General features: G+C 65.8%; 1 protein-coding gene and 1 pseudogene. Both read left to right on the top strand.

From position 1 onward, the window contains the following. Positions 1-300 (top strand): annotated as a pseudogene (locus ACFWJO_RS38980) (hypothetical protein); the annotation flags it as partial. Positions 301-359: 59 nt separating this feature from the next. Then, on the top strand, positions 360-794 hold the full coding sequence (locus ACFWJO_RS38975) for a transposase (RefSeq protein WP_386872955.1): 435 nt from the start codon (positions 360-362) through the stop codon (positions 792-794). Positions 795-1,016: the final 222 nt, after the last annotated feature.

Raw genomic sequence — 1,016 nt, 5'->3', positions numbered from 1 at the left:
CCCATGGACGGAACGAGCTTTCTCCCCACATTCGCCGACGCCGACGCCCCCGAACAGCACACGGTGCAGTACTTCGAGATGTTCGGCAGCCGCGCGATCTATCAGGACGGCTGGTGGGCGTGCACCCGCCTGGACAAGGCCCCCTGGGACTTCTCCCCGGAGACCATCAAACGGTTCGCACCGGGTGTCTACAACCCGGACGACGATGTCTGGGAGCTCTACTACCTGCCCGACGACTTCTCCCAGGCCCACAACGTCGCCGCCGATCACCCCGACACCCTCTCTGTCAGGGTGAGTTGAGTCCATCGGGTCACTGCAAACCACCCCGACAGAGGGCGAGAGAAGGACCAACCCCGATCATGACCAACTCGACCACAGTCCTGGACAATGACCGTATGGACGACGAGGCGAACCATCCCCGGTCCGGCGGTCCGCAACCACGGCGGACGTTCACCCCGGCGGACAAGCTCGCGCACCTGGTCGCCTACGAGCAGGCCTGCGAGACCAACGAGGGCGGGGCGTACCTGCGCCACGAAGGTTTGTACTCGTCGCTGATCGTCGAATGGCGCCGCCAACGCGACGCCGGCGTCCTCGAGGGCAAGAAACCGGGCGCGAAGATCGGCAAACTCACCCCCGAGCAGGCGGAGATCGCCCGCCTCAAGCGCGAGCTGGAACGAAGCAACAAGAAGCTGGCCACCACCGAGGCCGCACTGTCGATCATGGGAAAAGCGCACGCGCTCTTGGAACAACTCTCCGAGAGCGCGGATGCCGACGAGACGCGGAAGAAGCGTTGATCACCGCCCACCACGCGCTCACCGCGGCCGGTGTCTCCACCCGTGCCGCAACAACATTGACCGCCGTGGCCCGATCGACTGCGACCCGCACCCGGGAACGCTCGGCCACCTCCGTCCCGTCCATCCCGTCGGTCACACGTACGCCGGTGAACAAACTGTCCACGCTCGAGCGTCGCCGGGTCGTGGAGGTGCTGTGCTCGGATCGGTTCGTCGACCGGGCAC

The sequence above is a fragment of the Streptomyces sp. NPDC127092 genome (assembly GCF_042722475.1).
Taxonomy (GTDB): Bacteria; Actinomycetota; Actinomycetes; order Streptomycetales; family Streptomycetaceae; genus Streptomyces.
The sequence above is the reverse complement of the archived record's forward strand: the minus strand, read 5'-3'. Positions and strand labels throughout refer to the sequence as shown.

What these genes read in the sequence shown, in the direction of transcription:
- ACFWJO_RS38975 (WP_386872955.1), top strand. Translation starts at nt 360, where the DNA reads ATGACCAACTCGACCACAGTCCTGGACAATGACCGTATGGACGACGAG.